Here is a 15,795-nt window from a genome sequence, read left to right as displayed (position 1 = left end):
GCGGCGGCCTACATCAAGGACCACGTGACCAAGCCGGTCGTCGGCTACGTCGCGGGCTTCACCGCCCCCGAGGGCAAGACGATGGGCCACGCCGGCGCCATCGTCTCCGGCTCGTCCGGCACCGCCCAGGCGAAGAAGGAGGCCCTCGAGGCCGCCGGGGTCAAGGTCGGCAAGACGCCGTCCGAGACCGCCCGCCTCATGCGCGAGGTCATGGAGAACCTCGCGAAGTAGGCTTCCGCATTCGTCGGAGGCGGCCATCCTGTGTGGGGTGGCCGCCTTTCGCGTCGCCGCCGTCGTATGCCGCTGAGCTCGCAGCCGCATGGCCGTGGCGTCCCAGCCCTCCCGCCCTCCCCCCGCAACACACCGTCCACACTGCAACGCACCGGCTCCTGATCCCGGGGTGTTGCAAGGTAATCGGTGTGGCGGCGTCGGCGTGGGGGCTCGCCCTGACCGCATCTGATGGTGACCATGGAGGCAACCACCCGAGCCGCCATCATGGAGTGAGTCCGCTGCCCAACCCGCCTCCCGCCCCCGCGCGCGCCCGGTCGGCAGCGATCCGTACCGGCGCGCTCGCCGCTCTCGGCACGTGGGCCATCGTCGTCCTGCCATCCCTGGTCGGCTGGCTCGCCGCGCCGGAGGGGAGCCTCGGCTGGTTCTCGGCGGTGCAGGTGGGCACCGCCCTGTGGTTCCTCGGCCACGGCCAGTCCATCGGCGGCAGCGGCGTGAGCATCTCGCTCACCCCCATCGCGCTGTTCCTCGTCTTCGCCTATGTCAGCGTCCGGTGGGGCCGCCGTCTCGTCACCACGGAGCGTGCTGCGGCGTCGCGGGCCGAGTGGAGCCGCGTCGCCAGGCTGGGCGTCGTCCCGGGGTTCCTCGTCGGCTACGTCGGGGCGGCTGCGGTCCTCTCGCTCCTCACCTTGGGTGGGCCGGTCGCTCCGGGGGTGGCGGCGGTGCCGGGCACGGCGCTGGTCCCCATCGTGGCCCTCGGCTACCTGCTCCTCAGGCCGGACGAGCCCGACGCGCCGGGCTTCGTCCGCGCCGGCTTTCTCCGCGGCCCATCCTGGCTGCCGTCTGCGTGGCGGGTCGGCTGGCGGGGGGTGGCCCTGCTCGTCGCGGTGGGGCTCGCCGTCGTCTTCTTCCGGATCGCCATGAGCGCAGACGAGGTGGGGCGGATCCACGACGACTACGGCTTGGACGTCGCCGCCGGTGCGATCGTCGTCCTCGCCCAGCTGATGCTGCTGGCCAACGCCGCGACGTGGGCCGTTGCGTTTCTCGCGGGCCCTGGCTTCTCCATCGCCGCCGGTTCGCTCATCTCCCCGGCGGCTGCCCAACCCGGGCTCATGCCGCTGGTGCCGATGCTCGGGGCGCTGCCCGCGGAGGCCGACTACCCCACGGCGATGTATGCCGTCGTCCTCCTGCCGGTCCTCTGCGGCGTGGTCATCGGCCGGTGGGTCGACCGTGAGCTCGAGTTCTTCGGCAACCTGCGCGCCCGGCTGGCTGCGACCACGATCGCGGTCCTGATCGCCGTGTCCGGGATCGGTCTGCTCACCTGGCTCGGCAACGGTGCGATCGGCGTGGAGCGCCTCTCCTCGGTCGGACCTTTCGTGCCACCTGTGGTCGGTGCCCTGCTGCTCGAGGTCGGCACCGGAGCGCTGACCTGGGCGGGCTGGCGCGCGTGGCGAGAGCGCGTAGGCAACGGCGCCATCGAGGCCGGGGACGAGGGTGCCCTCGATACTGCGGACAGCACCTACGAGCACTCGTGAATGAGCACTCGGGCCGGCCCTCGGGAGCGAGCTCAACCCGGGGCCGGCACGTACTGCCCATCGACGAGACTCCAGCTCAACACCTGCTCAACACCTGCTCGGCACCTGCTCAGCACTCGACGAGGCCCCGGCCCGGCGGCATACGCCCTACTCGAGCAGGAAGCGCGTCCCCAGCGGGCTCTCGTTCCTCAGCTCCTCGCACGCCCCCCGAGCCTGCTGGGTCTGCGCGGACTCCAGGCACTCCTCGTAGGCGCGAACGGACTCGTAGAACATCGCCTGCATCGCGAGCGAGGAGAGCAGGAGCGCGACGATGCCCAGCGTGATGGCGGGCCAGACTTTCTCGCGTCCGCGGCGCTCAGCAAGGAAACGCAGCAGGCGCACCGTGAGCACCGCCGCCAGGACGAAGGGGATCACCGCGACGAACCGCTTCGGCAGCGGCAGGTACATCGCGATGATGCCGAGGAGCACGAGCAGCGTCACCGGGAGGGTGCGCCGCGCCTTCTCGCGGGCGAAGGCGACATCGTGCTTCGGGTCTGGGGTGCTCACCCGTCCATCCTCACCCATGGGCCCGGACCGTCACCGGGTGGGTCGCTCGCTAGACTCCCCGCCGTGACGTCCGAGGCCCCCGCAGCCCGCCCTGAGGTCGAGATCGTCGTCCTCGTCTCCGGCTCGGGGACGCTGCTGCAGGCGCTCATCGACGCCGCCCGAGAGCCGGCCTACGGCGTGCGCATCGCTGCCGTCGGTGCCGACCGTCCGTGCCGCGGGCTCGAGCGGGCCGAGCAGGCGGGGATCACCACGTTCGTATGCCGCCCAGCCGACTACGCGACGCGCGCTGAGTGGGATGCCGCGCTGGCTGAGCGGATCCGCGGGGCGGGGCCGCGATTCGTCGTGTCGGCGGGTTTCATGCGGCTCCTCGGCGACCGGGTCCTGTCCGAGAACCTCGTCATCAACACGCATCCGGCACTGTTGCCGAGCTTTCCCGGCACCCATGGGGTCAGGGACGCCCTGGTCCACGGCGTCAAGGTGACGGGCACGACGTGCCACGTCGTCGACGCCGGGCTCGACTCGGGGCCGATCATCGAGCAGCGCGTCGTGCCCGTGCAGGACGGCGACACGGAGGAGTCCCTCCATGAGCGCATCAAGGTGCAGGAGCGGGCCATGCTCGTCGACGTCGTCCGCCGGCTCGCCCAGGAGGGCCTGGTCGTCGAGGGGCGCCGCGTCCGGTTCGGGACGTCCTGACGCCGGCTGCCGCGTGGGCCACCACCTTTCGGGCCCGGGCCCGAATATTGGTGGGCCAGGGCACCCTCACCCGACACGTTTCGGGCCGCGGCCCGATCGTTGGTGCCCGAGACCCGGGCCGGTCGCCAGCTTTCGCACCGGGCCGCGGCCGGCCGGTAGTCTGGCTCCACACGACTGGCGCAGGTGGGGAACCACCGGGGAGTGAACGTCGGGGCATCGACCGCCTGGGTGCTCCCGGAACCGAGGTCCACCGAGCGCAGGAGCCAGCAATGCCCGACGGTCGCCGCCCGATCACGCGTGCACTCATCTCCGTCTATGACAAGAGCGGTCTGGAGGAGCTCGCCCGGGCCCTCGACGCGGCCGGCGTGGCCATCGTGTCGACCGGCTCGACCGCCCGGACCATCGCGGACCTCGGGATCCCGGTCACCCCGGTCGAGGACCTCACCGGCTTCCCGGAGTGCCTCGAGGGGCGGGTCAAGACGCTGCACCCGAAGGTCCACGCCGGGATCCTCGCCGACACGCGCAAACCGGATCACCTGGAGCAGCTCGCAGACCTGGGCGTCGAGACGTTCGAGCTGGTCGTCGTCAACCTCTATCCCTTCCGGGAGACCGTCGCCTCAGGCGCGAGCGAGGACGAGTGCGTCGAGCAGATCGACATCGGCGGGCCCTCGATGGTGCGCGCCGCGGCCAAGAACCACCCCAGCGTCGCGATCGTGACGAACCCAGCGGCATACGGTCAGGTGGTCGAAGCGCTGGGAGCCGGCGGCTTCACGCTGGCCCAGCGCAAGCGGCTCGCCGCGGAGGCGTTCGTCCACACGGCGAGCTACGACAACGCGGTGGCGGGCTGGATGCAGGGCTACGCGGAGGCGGGCGACCGGGGCTTCCCCGCCTGGACGGGTGGTGACTTCAGCCTTGCCGCGACCCTGCGCTACGGCGAGAACCCGCACCAGCGGGCTGCGATCTACCGCAGCGGCGAGGCCGGCGTCGCGGCCGCGGAGCAGCTGCACGGCAAGGAGATGTCCTACAACAACTACGTCGACACCGACGCCGCGGTGCGGGCCGCGCACGACCACGGCGACCAGCCGACCGTCGCGATCGTCAAGCACGCCAACCCGTGCGGGGTCGCCGTCGGCGCGACGATCGAGCAGGCCTATGCGCGCGCCCACGCCACCGACCCGGTGAGCGCCTTCGGCGGCATCATCGCAGCCAACCGGCCGGTCACGGTCGCCATGGCCGACCAGGTCAAGGACGTGTTCACCGAGGTCATCGTCGCGCCGGACTTCGAGGACGAGGCGCTCTCGATTCTCAAGGGCAAGAAGAACATCCGCATCCTGCGGCTCCCCGCCGACGCTGCGACGCACACCGCAACGTTGGAGACCCGGCCGATCTCCGGGGGCCTGCTCATGCAGAGCGTCGACCGGATCGACGCCGTCGTGCACGATGACGCGGGCTCGGTCACCGGCGGCGACGACGCGAGGTCCTGGCGGCTCGTCTCGGGCGAGGCGGCCGACGAGGGGACGGTCACCGACCTCCAGTTCGCGTGGCGCGCGGTCCGCGCCGTCAAGTCCAACGCGATCCTGCTCGCCGCCGACGGTGCGGCCGTCGGAATCGGCATGGGCCAGGTCAACCGGGTCGACTCGTGCTACCTCGCCGTGCGACGTGCGGGGCAGGAGCGGGCCCGGGGATCGGTGGCTGCGTCGGATGCGTTCTTCCCGTTCGCCGACGGGCTGCAGATCCTCCTCGACGCCGGCGTCCGGGCGGTCGTCGCCCCCGGTGGCTCGGTGCGGGATGCCGAGGTCATCGAGGCGGCCCGGGCCGCGGGGGTGACAATGTACTTCACCGGGACCCGGCACTTCGCCCACTGAGATCCGACCGCCTCGCAACACACCGTTCACCTTGCACCACACCGGGAACCGACTCCGGTGCGTTGCAAGGTGAACGGTGTGTTGCGGTGTCGGTCAGTGGCTCCAGTGGTAGCCCGTTGGCTCGCCCTCGCCGAGGTCGACGATCGCCGCCACCGGGCCGCCGCCGTCAGGACCCTGGTGCGCGGCCGACACCGAGACGAAGACGGCCGGGTCGCCCGTCACCGCAGCGGTCACGCCGCCGACGGCCGACTTGATCTGGCGGTGCCAGTGGACGTCGGAGTCGTCGAGCATCGCGTTGCGCCGTCCGTGGACGGTGCCGTCCTGGCTCACCTCGCACTTGAGGAAGACGTTGACGAGACGGCCCTGCAGGTCGGTCCAGTGCGGTCGCTCGGGCAGGTCGAGCCCGGCGTCCTTGATGGCGGCCCAGATGCCGTCCTGGTCGAGGGCGTCCCTCATGACGGAGTGGCCGATTCGGTATCGGCCGCCGATGCCGCGGGTGTTGCCGACGACGACGACCTGGGCCTGGTCGAGCTCGACGCCCGAGGAGCACGAGGCGACCGAGGAGTAGAGGTCGCGGTTGTGCATGACGTCAGCGTCCGTGGGCATCTCGATCTCGCCGAGGGCGACAGCGATGCCGAGGCCGGTCGTGCCGTTGGACAGGTCCATCGACTCGTGCGTGTGCTCGGTCCACACCTTCATGCCCCGCGACTTGGCGTCGCGGATCGTGTGGATCGTCAGCAGCGGCGTCTTCGTCTGGACGTAGTGGACGTCCTTGGGGTCGGTGATCCCGGCCCGCTCCATGGCCGTCTTCACGCCGGCCGCGACCTTCTCGATCATCGCCGTGTAGCCGATCTCCTCCGGCTTGATCGGCTCGCTCATCGCGAAGCCCACCGTGAGGCGCAGGTCGTCGCTCGGCTCCGCCTTGTCGGCCGGCACCGTGGCGAAGATCGTCGCGTGCGGGCTGATGACGCCGTCCGTGCCTCCCGACCACACGATGGGGATCTGCTTGACCTGCTCGGGAGGTGCGCCCTTCTCGACGAGCACCTCGCGGAAGGCCCGGTCGGCGATGATCCGCGTGTAGTCGTTGACGCCGCCGTTGCCCTCGGTCTTGCCGATGATGGCGATGACGCGGTCGGCCTCCATGACGCCGTCGTCGATGAGCTTGGCGAGCTCCGACGCGTCGGCGACGGAGTGGATCGGGACCTTGCGTACCTCGATGGCTTCTGGCACGTGAATCACCTTTCGAAATCGTCTGTCGGCGTTGGGTTCTCGATGACGGTGCCGGCGCCGTGGTCCACGGCGTCGGTGATCCGGTCAAGGGCGGTGATGATGCTGCGGCGACCACCGGCGCGCACGAAGCGCAGGGCCGCCTCGACCTTCGGGCCCATCGACCCGGAGGCGAAGTGCCCGGCTGCGGCGTACTCCTCGAGCTCGGCGGGAGTGACGTGCTCGAGTGGCCGCGCCTCCGGGGTCCCCCAGCCGACGACGGCGTGGCGGACGTCCGTGGCGATGACGAGCGCGTCGGCGTCGATGGCTCGCGCGAGCAGGGCCGCCGTGAGGTCCTTGTCGATGACCGCCTCGACACCGTGCACAGTCGCGGCATCCGACCGGACGACAGGGATGCCGCCGCCGCCGGCGGCCACGACGACGTAGCCCGCGCGCATGAGCGTCAGCAGGGTGTGCGCGTCGAGCACCTCGAGGGGCTCGGGGGAGGCGACGACGCGCCGCCAGCCCTTCTCGCCGCGGTCCTCCCAGACCTGGCCGAGCTCGATGAACGGCTCGGCCTCCTCCCTGGTGAGGTAGCGGCCGACCGGCTTGGTGGGCTTGGTGAAGCCCGGGTCGTCGGCGTCGACGAGCGTGCGCGTGACGATGGCCGCGACCGGTCGTTCGACTCCCCGGCGCGCGAGCGACGCCTCGAGCGCATCGAGCATGGTGAAGCCGATGGTGCCCTGGGTCTGTGCCCCGCACCAGTCGAGTGGGACGGGCGGGACGACATGGGCGGCGAGCTCGTTCTTGACGAGGATGTTGCCGACCTGGGGGCCGTTGCCGTGGGTGATGGCGACGTCGTGGCCGGCGGCGACGAGATCGGCGACGTGGGACATCGCGGTCCCGATCGCGCGCCGCTGCTCGTGCGGTGCGGCGCTGCCGTCGGGCCCGGTCATGGCGTTGCCGCCGAGTGCGACGAGCACCCTCATGCGACTCTCCTCGGTGTCATTGCGGCGAGCCTAGGGATCGCGCGGGGCCGTGCGCGTTGGCAGGTCCTGCCCAACGCGGGATCTCCGGTTGTCAGTTGTGCGTATGCCGCTGATCCCCTTCCGCCATCCGCGCCGTCCCGCCGATGACGTGGGTCTGCACGCGGCGGAGGGCACGGGCGATCGTGCGCAGCTCGTCATCGGTGAGGCCGGCGGCGAAGCGCTTCTCGATCTGCGTGACGTAGTGCGGCGCGCTCGTCTCGAAGCGCCTCCTGCCTTCGGGGGTGATGACGGCGTAGGAGGAGCGGGCGTCCTCCGGATTGGGTTCCTTGCTGACGAGCCCGGCCCGGACCAGCTCGTCGACGACTCGACTGATCCTCGTGCGGCTGAGGACTGCTCGCTCAGCCAGGGCTGACATCCGCAGCCGCCCCTCCTGCACCGTGGCGAGCTCGAGCAGGACGTCGTACCAGCCGAGGGGGAGCCCGGAGTGCGACCGCATCGACCGGTCGAGCTCGGGGACGAGGGCCGCATGGACCTGCAGCAGCGCGCCCCACGCGTCTGCGGCGAGGTGGCGGCGAGATCGGGTGGCCATGAGGCGAGGTTATCGGCTTGTTCTGGTGCGCACGCACGTTTATAGTTACGTGCGCACGCACCTATCTTCATTTTCGTTCTCAGGAGTTGTCATGACCCGTCTGCTGCACCTCTCCGCCTCACCGCGCGGGCAGGCCTCGGAATCTCTCGCCCTCGCCGACGCCTACCTCGCCGAGGTGATCCACCGACCCGACCTCGAGATCGACCACTGGGACCTGTGGGACGGCTCTCTGCCGGACTTCGGGCCCGAGGCGACTGGCGCGAAGATGAGCGTCTTCGCCGGACAGGAGCCCTCGGGGGCCCAGGCTGCGGCATGGGAGCGGGCCCTGGCTGCCTTCCGCCGGTTCGACTCTGCCGATGCCTACCTGCTGTCCGTGCCGATGTGGAACGGCGGCGTGCCCTACGTCCTCAAGCAGTTCATCGACGTCGTGAGCCAGCCGGGATACGTCTTCGGCTTCGACGCTGAAGCCGGGTACTCGGGGCTGCTCACCGGCAAGAAGGCGGTGCTCGTGCTCACGAGCGCTGTCTACGGCGCGGGCCGACCGGAGGCGTTCGGCATCGACTTCCAGCGGCCCTACCTCGAGTGGTGGCTCGGCTGGGCCGGCATCGAGGACGTGACGACGATCGAGTTCCGACCGGACCTGGCCACCGACCGGGCGGACGAGCTCCGAGCCGCAGCCCTCGAGCAGGTGCGCGACGCCGCCCTCAAGCTCTGACCGACGGGACGACCTGCACAGCCGTCGCGGGTGGCCCGAGGCCCGTCAATGGGCAGTTCCGGTCAGAGGTGGCGATAGCGCGCGAGACGGGCCTCGAGGCGTGCCGCCGGGTCCTCTCGTGCGAGAGTCACCAGCTCGTGCTGGATGGCCTGGCTCATCCGCTGGCAGAAGGCCTCCGGCTCGTCGGCCGCATCGGGATGCTCCGCGACGATGCGGTCGATGATGCCGTCGGCGAGCAGGTCGAGCGACCGGACCCGCTGGCTTGCCGCGAGCTCAGGAGCGCGACTCGTGTCCCGGTGGAGGATCGCCGAGGCGCCCTCGGGGGGCAGGGGAGAGAGCCACGAGTGCTGTGCACAGATGACGCGGTCGGCCGGCAGGAGCGCGAGCGCCCCACCACCTGTCCCCTGTCCGAGCAGGACGCACAGGGTCGGGGCGTCGAGGGTGACGAGGTCGGACAGGCTTCGAGCGATCTCACCGGCGAGGCCGCCCTCCTCCGCCTCCTTCGACAGCGCCGCACCGGCCGTGTCGATGATGCTGACGAGGGGCAGGTTGAGCTCCCTGGCCAGACCCATCCCGCGGCGGGCAACGCGAAGACCCTTGGGGGACAGTGGCTCTTCCAGGGTCTGGCCGCGGCGGTCCTGACCGAGGACGACGCACGGCGCCCCACCGAAGCGGGCGAGGGCCATGAGCAGCCCGGGGTCGTGCTCGCCGGAGCCGGTCCCGTGGAGCGGCAGCACGTCGGTGGCGCCGAGCTTGAGCAGAGCGCGCACACCCGGGCGGTCCTCCCGTCGTGACCGCTCGATCGACTCCCAGGCCGGGATGTCCTCGAGCGGCTCCTTGACGACGGCCGGGACCTCCGGCAGGTCCTCGCGCGGGCCCATGAGCACGTTGAGTGCGCGGTCTGCGGTCTCGGCGAGCGCCTCCACCGGCAGGACCGCGTCGATGAGGCCGTGCTCGAAGAGGTTCTCGGCGGTCTGGACCCCCTCGGGGAAGGGACGGCCGTAGAGCGCCTCGTAGACGCGGGGCCCGAGGAACCCGATCATCGCGCCCGGCTCGGCGACGGTGACCTGCCCGAGCGAACCCCACGAGGCGAAGACCCCGCCCGTCGTCGGGTGCCGCAGGTAGACGAGGTAGGGGAGCCGGGCGGCCTTGAAGCGCGCACAGGCTGCGCTGATCTTCACCATGGCGACGAAGGCCGGGGTCCCCTCCTGCATCCGTGTGCCGCCCGAGCTCGGGGCGGCGAACATCGGCAGCTCCTCGCGTTCGGCCCGCTCGAAGGCGGCCACGATCCGCTCGGCCGCGACCTCCCCGATCGAGCCCGCGAGGAAGCGGAACTCACCCGCGATGAGGGCCACGCGGCGCCCCCGGATCCGGCCCTCGCCCGTGATGATGGCCTCGTCGGACCCGCTGTGCTCGCGAGCGGCAGCCAGCTCAGCGGCATACGGGCTGCCCTCGACCGCGGGCTGCGCGGGCGCACTGTCCCAGCCGACCCACGAACCCTCGTCGAGAACTGTCTCCAGCAGCTCGCGTCCGCCGAGCCGACGCGCCCGCTCAGCCATGACCGTCCTCCTCGTCGAGCCACGCCCGCACCGCGTCGTTGTGCTCGCCCAGCAGGGGCGGGTGCAGGTGCTGCGTGCGCCCGCCGGCGAAGGCATTGTCGTCGAAGCGGATCGGCGGTCCGGGGATGCTGATGTCGCCGAGCACCGGGTGCTGCACATCGAGGACGAGACCCTGGGACCTCGTCTGCTCCCAGTCGTAGACGTGGTCGAGCGTCCGCACCTGCCCCGCCGGGACGCCGACCTCGGCGAGCCGCTCGACGAGCTCGTCCAGACCATAGGGAGCGAACGCCTCGTCGATGAGCTCGATGAGGCGGTCCCTGTTGGCGACGCGCTCGCGGTTGGTGGCGAGACCCGGAGTCGCAGGGTCGATGCCGAAGGCGTTGGCGAGCTTGACCCACAAACCTTCACTCCCGCAGGAGATCTGGACCATGCCGTCCCTGCACGTGAAGAGGCCGTAGGGGGCGATCGACGGGTGGTGGTTGCCCTGCGCGCGCCCCACCTCGCCGGCGACGGTGTAGCGGGTGCCCTGGAAGGCGTGGACCCCGACGATGGCGGCGAGCAGCGACGTGCGCACGACGCGGCCGCGGCCGGTCCGGTTGCGCTCGTGCAGGGCCGAAACGACGCCGTAGGCGCCGTACATCCCGGCGAGCAGGTCACCGATGGGGACGCCGACCCGCTGGGGGTCGTCGGGTCCGCTGCCGGTCAGGGACATGAGGCCGCCCTCGCCCTGCGCGATCTGGTCGTAGCCGGCACGCCCACCCTCCGGCCCGTCGTGGCCGAAGCCGCTGATGGACAGGATGACGAGGCGTGGGTTGATCTCGTGGAGCCGGTCGGTGGGAAAGCCGAGCCGGTCGAGCACGCCGGGCCGGAAGTTCTCGATGAGGACGTCGCCGTGGCGGACCAGGCGAGCGAGCGTGTCCCGTCCGTCGTCGGACTTGAGGTCGAGCGTCACGGACTCCTTGTTGCGGTTGCACGAGAGGTAGTACGTCGAGATCGGGTCCTCCTCCGGCCCGACGAAAGGCGGTCCCCATCCACGGGTGTCGTCACCGTGCCCCGGCGTCTCCACCTTGATGACGCGGGCCCCCATGTCGCCGAGCATCATGCCCGCGTGCGGCCCGGCGAGGGCGCGGGAGAGATCGATGACGACGACGTCGTCCAGGGGTCCGCTCACTGCCGCTCCTCGTTCACAGGATGACGCCGTATGCCGCTGGGCCGGCTCGAGTCTCCACTGTGCCATTCCGCGCGGGGGAGGGGAGTGTCAGGGCTTGCCCCCGCTCCCGTACGCACCTTGGCGGACTCTGCCATCGAGGCCAGGCCCGTGCCGACTCGGCTCGGGCCGGCGCCGGCGTCCGACCCTTCCCCGGAGGCGTTCGCGGGTCGTCAGGGCGCCCTGGTGTCAGGGGGCCCGACACGCCAGTCGGCGAGGTAACCGAGCATCGCCAGCAGGGCCACCTGGGCTGCCGTGATGAGGGCCGCCCACAGGCCGAGGGGCAGGTCGCTGATCGCTTCGTTCTCGAAGGCGCCCTCACCGAGCAGTCCGATCCCGAAGACGATGAAGAGCAGCAGGACGACGACCTGCACCCCGATCCCCAGCAGGTGCAGGGTCCGGTTGTCGACGGCGACGAGGATCACCGCGCCGATCCCGTAGGCGACGGCGAGGGCGAGGTAGCCGCTGTACGTCGTCGTGTCAGCCGCACCCGGCTCGAGCTCGGCGTTCCTCACGAGGAGCATGAGCACCACGTAGAGAATCGCGACTACTGCGCTCATCGCGGCCGCGACGTAGCGGACCGTCCGGCGCGTGTGGGCGCTCTGGGTGTGGACGTCGCCGTCGGCGTGACTGTCGGTCGCGTTCATGATCCCACCCTCTTCATCGAGGTCTGTCCTGCCATCAAATCAGCCGTGTGCCCCTTTCGCCATCCTCTCAATGCGCGTAATCCCGCATGACCTGCGCGGCTCCCGCTGGGCGAGCTGGGGCACTGGTAGCCGTCGCGCCCGGGGCGATGACGTCAGTGCCCGGTGCGACTCTCACGGTCGTAGTTGCGGCCGAGGAATGCGGGCACGCTTGCCCACCTCAGGGCGAACATCATGACGAGGAGAGTCGCGATGTAGGGCAGCATCGAGACGAACTGGTGCGGGATGTCGATGCCCGCGACCTGGACCCGCAGGGCGAGCACCTCCATGCCGGCGAAGAACGCAGCGCCGGCCAGGATGTACTGCGGTCGCCAGCCGCCGAAGAAGGCGAGCGCGATGGCCAGCCAGCCGCGCCCAGCGACCATTCCCTCGGTGTAGGTCCCGGTGTACGTCATGGGCAGGTAGGCGCCGGCCAGGGCCATGAGCGCCCCACCGACCGTGGAGGCCCAGATCCGGGTGCGGCTGACATTGACGCCGAGGCTGTCCGCAGCCTTGGGGTTCTCGCCGACAGATCGCAGCTTGAGGCCGTGGCTCGTCCGGTAGAGGTACCAGTACAGGAGGCCCGACACGACGAAGGCGCCGTAGACCATCACCGACTGGTCGAACAGGATGGGTCCGATGCCGGGGAGCGCGGCAAGACCGGGAATCTCGATCCGGCTCAGGACCGGAATGAGTGGCGGCTGCAGCGTCACGCCGATGACAACCTTGTAGAGCAGCGATGCGATCCCGGTGGCGGCGAAGAACAGTGCGAGCCCGATGACGAACTGGTCGAGCCGGAACCTGGTCGTCACCCAGCCGAGGAACCAGCCGAGGGCGGCGCCTGCGAGGGCAGCGACGAGAAGACCCATGGCGTTGCCGCCGAACCTGAGGGAGACGAGGAAGCCGACACTGGCTCCGAGCATCATCAGGCCCTCCTGCGCGACGTTGAAGACGCCGGCACGCCCCGCGATCATCGTGCCCTGGGCGGCGAGGATGAAGGGCACCATCGCCGTGACCATCAGCTGCAGGAACGATGTGATCTCGTTCATCGGGTAGACCTCCGGAGCCGGGCACCGACGACATCGGAGAAGAGGAGGAACAGGAGAATGAGTGCCTCCACGATGAGGACCATCTCGCTGGGCACACCTGCCGTTCGCTGCATGGCGCTCGCGCCGACCTCGAGGACGCTGATCCCGAACGCCACGAAGGGCACCACGAGGACGTTGCCGCGCGCGATGAGACCGATGATGATGCCGAGGAGCAGGTAGTTGGACTGCATGCCCTCGATGAGCTTGGCGTGCACGCCGGCGACCTCGATCGCACCAGCGAGGCCGCCGAGGGCGCCACCGACGACGAGGGACCCCACGGCGATCCGACCGATGCGCACCCCGTGGACCTGGGCCGCTCGGGGGTTGTCTCCGACCGCACGCAGTTCGTAGCCGGGGACCGTGCGGCGCATGACGATGATGACGGCGACCGCGACGATCACGGCGAGCAGGACCCCCAGGTGCAGGGGTGGACGTCCCACCGTGGGGAGAAGGCCGCCTTCGCCGATCGGGATGGTCGTGGGGTGTCCGGCCGCCGGGTCACTCCACACCTCGCTCGCGACATAGTCGACAATGCCGAAGCTGACGAAGTTGAGCAGCACCGTGCTGAGGATCTCGTTGACGCCGAAGCGGTCCATGAGCCACGCGGCAATCCAGGCGAACACGGATCCCGCCAGCAGCCCGGCAAGGAGCAGGAGAGGCAGGAGCACGACCAGGGGCAGGTCGGCCAGGACGATGCCGACAGCCGCGCTGGCCGTGGCCCCGACGAGGAGCTGCCCCTCACCGCCGATGTTGTACTTCCCCGCGACCAGGGGAATGGTGAAGGCGAGGGCCAACAGGACCAGCGGCACCCACTTGTGGATCGTCTCGACGATCCCGAACGACGACTTGAAAGACGTCGTCAGGATGGCGCGGTAGGCGTCGACGGGAGAGTGGCCGAGCAGCGCGATGACGATGCCGGCGACGACGAAGGCGAGGAGGACGGCCACGACGTAGGACGCGACCTGTCGGGCGACGTCGGTCTGCTTGCCGAGACGCGGGGTCGTACGTGTTGGCGGGGTGTCGGTGGTGGTCATGCCGACTCCCCGAGGCCGGCCATCAAGTGACCGAGCTCGTACTGGTCATAGTTGCCCCTGCGGCGTTCGCCCACGATGCGCCCGGAGTAGATGACAAGGAGGCGGTCGCAGAGCCCGGTGAGCTCGTCGAGGTCCTCGGAGATGAGCAGGACTGCGGAGCCGTTCTCCACCGCCTCTCTCGCCCGCTCGTAGACGAACTGGGTCGAGGGGATGTCGAGACCGCGGGTGGGGTTGTGCAGGATGAGGAAGCCGGGTCGGTGCGAGAAGGCCCGGGCGAGGATGACCCGCTGGATGTTGCCACCGGACAGCTGCGCAGCGGGCAGGCCGGCCGACGGTGTCTTGATCGAGAACCTGCTGATCGAGTCCTCGGCATGCTTGCGGGCCTTGGACCAGTCGAGCAGGGGGCCCTTGCGGAACCGCGTGCCCCGCTGTGCCCCGAGCACGAGGTTCTCGACGATGCTGGCCGAGGGCAGGATGCCGTCACGGTGCCGGTCCTCGGGGACGTAGGCGACCCCCGCATCGATCCAGTCGGCCGTCGGCCCGCCGGCGAGGTCCCGGCCGTCAAGGACCACAGACCCGCCCGAGAGGGGTCGGATGCCGGCGAGTGCCTCCGCCAGCTCGACCTGCCCGTTTCCGGCGACTCCGGCGATGCCGAGGATCTCTCCTCGCCGAAGGGCGAAGGAGGCCTCCGACACCGCGGGGACCCCGTGATCGCTGAGTGCGCCGACCCCCTCTACCGCGACGCGCACGTCGGCGTCGTCGAGGTGTTCATCGGTCAACGTGACCGAGGCGGTCCCCGGCTCGGCCATGCCGGCCGTGACGATCTCGGTGACGCGGGAGACGATGACGTCGTCCCCCACCATCAGCGTGGCGAGGTCTGCCGGTGACGTCTCCCTTCGCTGCAACGTGCCCACCCGACGACCGTCACGCATGACCGTGAGCGTGTCGCAGACACTCATGGTCTCGCGGATCTTGTGGGTGATGAACACGACGCTCATTCCCTCGTCGACGATCGCGCGCAAAGAGCCGAAAAGTGACTCCACCTCTTGGGGAGTCAGGTTGGTCGTCGGCTCGTCCAGGACGAGGATCCGCGCGCCGCGATACAGGGCCTTGAGGATCTCGACCCGCTGTCGGAGGCCGACGGAGAGGTCGCCGACCCTGGCGGTGGGGTCTACCCGGAGACCGAACCGGGTGGACAGCTCGGCAATGTGGTCGGCTGGCTCTGTGAGTCTCATCGTCGGCCACGACGGCAGGTCGGTGCCGAGGACGATGTTCTCGGTCACCGTGTACGTCTCGACCTGGAGGAAGTTCTGGTGGACCATGCCGATTCCGTGGTTGATCGCATCGCGCGGATCGTCGATCTCCACGGGCTGCCCGTCAAGTGACACGCGACCGGCGTCGGGTCGGTACAGCCCGTAGAGCACGTTCATCAGGGTGGTCTTGCCGGCCCCGTTGCCGCCCAGCAGGCCGTGCACCTCGCTGCGGCCCACCGAGAAGTCGACGTCGTCGAGGGCGACGACCGGGCCGAAGGTCTTGCGGATCCCCTGCATGAGAAGGAGCGGGCCCGACATGGGCAGGGGCCGCTCCGATGCCGGTCCGGAATCCGCCTGCTGCTCCCGCTCGCTCACTTGACCGGGGTCAGGTTCTTCTCGACGGTGATCTTTCCGGCCTTGATGTCGGCGACTGCCTGGTTGACCTTGTCAACGACGCCATCGTCGACGTTCTTCGGCTCCTGGATCGAGACGCCGGCGTCGAAGCCGAGCGGGTAGTAGCCGTTCGTCTCGCCTGCCTTGATCTTGGTCAGCATGTCGTCCAACGGCTTGGTGAAGTCGTAGATCGTCGACGTGGCGTAGTGCTC

General features: G+C 70.1%; 15 protein-coding genes and 1 pseudogene. 5 read left to right on the top strand and 11 right to left on the bottom strand.

From position 1 onward, the window contains the following. Both LOY02_RS13345 and LOY02_RS13340 read left to right on the top strand, forming a co-directional pair. Positions 1–231, top strand: a pseudogene (locus LOY02_RS13345) (succinate--CoA ligase subunit alpha); the annotation flags it as partial. Positions 232–500: 269 nt separating this feature from the next. Next, complete coding sequence (locus LOY02_RS13340; protein ID WP_317182850.1) at positions 501–1,763, top strand: DUF6350 family protein; 1,263 nt, start codon at positions 501–503, stop codon at positions 1,761–1,763. A 147-nt stretch (positions 1,764–1,910) separates the two neighbouring features. Here the strand turns inward: LOY02_RS13340 and LOY02_RS13335 are convergent, their stop codons facing one another. Continuing rightward, entirely contained in the window at positions 1,911–2,309 is a 399-nt protein-coding gene (locus LOY02_RS13335; protein WP_317182849.1) for a hypothetical protein, read from the bottom strand. Between the two features lie 63 nt (positions 2,310–2,372). Between LOY02_RS13335 and purN the strand changes: the two genes are divergently transcribed. Both purN and purH read left to right on the top strand, forming a co-directional pair. Further along, positions 2,373–3,002: a phosphoribosylglycinamide formyltransferase gene (purN, locus tag LOY02_RS13330; protein ID WP_317182848.1), complete on the top strand. Its 630-nt coding sequence runs from the start codon at positions 2,373–2,375 to the stop codon at positions 3,000–3,002. A gap of 269 nt (positions 3,003–3,271) precedes the next feature. Further along, a complete protein-coding gene (gene purH / locus LOY02_RS13325) occupies positions 3,272–4,867 on the top strand; it encodes a bifunctional phosphoribosylaminoimidazolecarboxamide formyltransferase/IMP cyclohydrolase (RefSeq protein WP_317182847.1) in 1,596 nt (531 codons plus the stop codon). 93 nt (positions 4,868–4,960) lie between these two features. Here the strand turns inward: purH and LOY02_RS13320 are convergent, their stop codons facing one another. The 3 genes from LOY02_RS13320 to LOY02_RS13310 all read right to left on the bottom strand — a co-directional run bounded on the left by LOY02_RS13320 (position 4,961) and on the right by LOY02_RS13310 (position 7,651). After that, positions 4,961–6,097, bottom strand: a complete 1,137-nt coding sequence (locus tag LOY02_RS13320; RefSeq protein ID WP_317182846.1) for a ring-opening amidohydrolase — start codon at positions 6,095–6,097, stop codon at positions 4,961–4,963. Positions 6,098–6,102: 5 nt separating this feature from the next. Beyond that, positions 6,103–7,062 (bottom strand): carbamate kinase, encoded by a 960-nt coding sequence (gene arcC / locus LOY02_RS13315; protein ID WP_317182845.1) that lies wholly within the window; start codon positions 7,060–7,062, stop codon positions 6,103–6,105. A gap of 91 nt (positions 7,063–7,153) precedes the next feature. Continuing rightward, complete coding sequence (locus tag LOY02_RS13310) at positions 7,154–7,651, bottom strand: MarR family winged helix-turn-helix transcriptional regulator (RefSeq protein ID WP_317182844.1); 498 nt, start codon at positions 7,649–7,651, stop codon at positions 7,154–7,156. A 91-nt stretch (positions 7,652–7,742) separates the two neighbouring features. Between LOY02_RS13310 and LOY02_RS13305 the strand changes: the two genes are divergently transcribed. Next, positions 7,743–8,366: an FMN-dependent NADH-azoreductase gene (locus tag LOY02_RS13305; protein WP_317182843.1), complete on the top strand. Its 624-nt coding sequence runs from the start codon at positions 7,743–7,745 to the stop codon at positions 8,364–8,366. Between the two features lie 62 nt (positions 8,367–8,428). Here the strand turns inward: LOY02_RS13305 and LOY02_RS13300 are convergent, their stop codons facing one another. From LOY02_RS13300 to LOY02_RS13270, 7 genes are all read right to left on the bottom strand, one after another. Beyond that, entirely contained in the window at positions 8,429–9,925 is a 1,497-nt protein-coding gene (locus LOY02_RS13300) for a carboxyl transferase domain-containing protein (RefSeq protein WP_317182842.1), read from the bottom strand. Beyond that, the gene (locus LOY02_RS13295) at positions 9,918–11,096 is read right to left on the bottom strand and encodes a CoA transferase (protein WP_317182841.1); all 1,179 of its coding nucleotides are present in this window, start codon (positions 11,094–11,096) and stop codon (positions 9,918–9,920) included. The genes LOY02_RS13300 and LOY02_RS13295 overlap by 8 nt, the downstream gene beginning before the upstream one ends. Before the next feature lie 209 nt (positions 11,097–11,305). Next, positions 11,306–11,779: a hypothetical protein gene (locus tag LOY02_RS13290; protein ID WP_317182840.1), complete on the bottom strand. Its 474-nt coding sequence runs from the start codon at positions 11,777–11,779 to the stop codon at positions 11,306–11,308. A 152-nt stretch (positions 11,780–11,931) separates the two neighbouring features. Further along, positions 11,932–12,864, bottom strand: coding sequence for an ABC transporter permease (locus tag LOY02_RS13285; RefSeq protein ID WP_317182839.1), 933 nt, complete (start codon positions 12,862–12,864; stop codon positions 11,932–11,934). Continuing rightward, positions 12,861–13,937, bottom strand: a complete 1,077-nt coding sequence (locus LOY02_RS13280) for an ABC transporter permease (protein WP_317182838.1) — start codon at positions 13,935–13,937, stop codon at positions 12,861–12,863. The genes LOY02_RS13285 and LOY02_RS13280 overlap by 4 nt, the downstream gene beginning before the upstream one ends. Beyond that, the gene (locus tag LOY02_RS13275; protein ID WP_317182837.1) at positions 13,934–15,565 is read right to left on the bottom strand and encodes an ABC transporter ATP-binding protein; all 1,632 of its coding nucleotides are present in this window, start codon (positions 15,563–15,565) and stop codon (positions 13,934–13,936) included. The genes LOY02_RS13280 and LOY02_RS13275 overlap by 4 nt, the downstream gene beginning before the upstream one ends. Continuing rightward, the coding region (locus LOY02_RS13270) for a hypothetical protein (RefSeq protein WP_317182836.1) at positions 15,562–15,795 on the bottom strand (234 nt) is incomplete at its 5' end. The genes LOY02_RS13270 and LOY02_RS13275, both read right to left, overlap by 4 nt.

This window comes from Intrasporangium sp., assembly GCF_032907665.1.
Taxonomy (GTDB): domain Bacteria; phylum Actinomycetota; class Actinomycetes; order Actinomycetales; family Dermatophilaceae; genus Intrasporangium.
The sequence above is the reverse complement of the archived record's forward strand: the minus strand, read 5'-3'. Positions and strand labels throughout refer to the sequence as shown.

Excerpts from the sequence above, each read along its gene's own strand:
- purH (WP_317182847.1), top strand. The coding sequence starts at position 3,272 with ATGCCCGACGGTCGCCGCCCGATCACGCGTGCACTCATCTCCGTCTAT.
- arcC (WP_317182845.1), bottom strand. The coding sequence starts at position 7,062 with ATGAGGGTGCTCGTCGCACTCGGCGGCAACGCCATGACCGGGCCCGAC.
- LOY02_RS13310 (WP_317182844.1), bottom strand. The coding sequence starts at position 7,651 with ATGGCCACCCGATCTCGCCGCCACCTCGCCGCAGACGCGTGGGGCGCG.
- LOY02_RS13305 (WP_317182843.1), top strand. The coding sequence starts at position 7,743 with ATGACCCGTCTGCTGCACCTCTCCGCCTCACCGCGCGGGCAGGCCTCG.
- LOY02_RS13300 (WP_317182842.1), bottom strand. The coding sequence starts at position 9,925 with ATGGCTGAGCGGGCGCGTCGGCTCGGCGGACGCGAGCTGCTGGAGACA.
- LOY02_RS13290 (WP_317182840.1), bottom strand. The coding sequence starts at position 11,779 with ATGAACGCGACCGACAGTCACGCCGACGGCGACGTCCACACCCAGAGC.
- LOY02_RS13285 (WP_317182839.1), bottom strand. The coding sequence starts at position 12,864 with ATGAACGAGATCACATCGTTCCTGCAGCTGATGGTCACGGCGATGGTG.
- LOY02_RS13280 (WP_317182838.1), bottom strand. The coding sequence starts at position 13,937 with ATGACCACCACCGACACCCCGCCAACACGTACGACCCCGCGTCTCGGC.